The sequence below is a fragment of the Wolbachia endosymbiont of Tuta absoluta genome (assembly GCF_059414725.1).
On record NZ_JBNRJY010000772.1, the window covers coordinates 1 to 1,028 of the forward strand.

The 1,028-nt window shown below is 41.6% G+C and carries 1 protein-coding gene and 1 pseudogene; one reads left to right on the forward strand and one right to left on the reverse strand.

Features of this window, described 5'->3' with window-relative positions; genetic code table 11:
- The first annotated feature begins 54 nt into the window (after nucleotides 1-54).
- Nucleotides 55-288: a hypothetical protein gene (locus ACJ5GX_RS08010; RefSeq protein ID WP_495292888.1), complete on the forward strand. Its 234-nt coding sequence runs from the start codon at nucleotides 55-57 to the stop codon at nucleotides 286-288.
- A 30-nt stretch (nucleotides 289-318) separates the two neighbouring features.
- Here ACJ5GX_RS08010 and ACJ5GX_RS08015 read toward each other — a convergent pair.
- A pseudogene (locus ACJ5GX_RS08015) lies at nucleotides 319-912 on the reverse strand (pyridoxal-phosphate dependent enzyme); the annotation flags it as partial.
- Nucleotides 913-1,028 lie beyond the last annotated feature (116 nt).

Consider the following 1,028-nt stretch of genomic DNA (forward strand, 5'->3'; position numbering starts at 1 on the left):
ATGGGACGTGCGTTCGGTGAAGGCAATGTACCTCCACTCAGCTCAACCAAATCTATGACAGGTCATAGCTTAGGTGCTGCTGGTGTTCAAGAAGCAATTTACTCTGTATTGATGATGCAAAACGACTTTATCGCACCAAACATCAATGTGACTGAACTTGATGAAGGTGCAAAAGGTTATGACATCGTACTTGAAAAACGTGACGCAAAATTGAATACTGTGATGAGTAACAGTTTCGGTTTTGGCGGTGTAAATGCTTGTCTCATTTTCAAAAAATGGGAAGGCTAATTTAAGCAATTCTGATCGATCATTTAAGAATGGGTAGAACAAGCCCATCGCATTTGAACCACCACCCACACATGCAACCAAGGCATCAGGTAAACGACCTGCCTGCTGTTGAATTTGTTGACGTGCTTCACGACCTATAATCGACTGAAAATCACGTACCAATTGTGGATACGGATGCGGACCTGCAACTGTACCAATGACATAATAAGTTGAGTCAACATTGGTGACCCAATCTCGCATTGCTTCGTTCATGGCATCTTTTAATGTTTTAGAGCCACTTTCTACAGGAACAACAGTTGCTCCGAGCAAACGCATACGATAGACATTCATCGCCTGACGTTTAACATCTTCAGCACCCATAAAGACAACGCATTCGAGACCTAAACGTGCTGCGATGGTTGCTGTTGCAACACCATGTTGCCCCGCACCTGTTTCTGCAATAATACGTTTCTTTCCAGAAAGCTTCGCCAATAATGCCTGACCGATGGTATTGTTGACCTTGTGCGAGCCTGTATGATTCAAGTCTTCACGTTTAAGATAAATCTGCGCACCACCCAACTCTTTCGACCATCGTTCAGCATAATACAAAGGACTAGGGCGTCCTACATAATAAGCGAGATCGATCTGTTAAATCATTATAATTGTTTCACATTTGATTCAGATAAGGTGCTTTTTTTAAAACTCAATAATGATTTGCTATTGTTATCAGATAAAGGAGCATATATCACAGATTACTATTC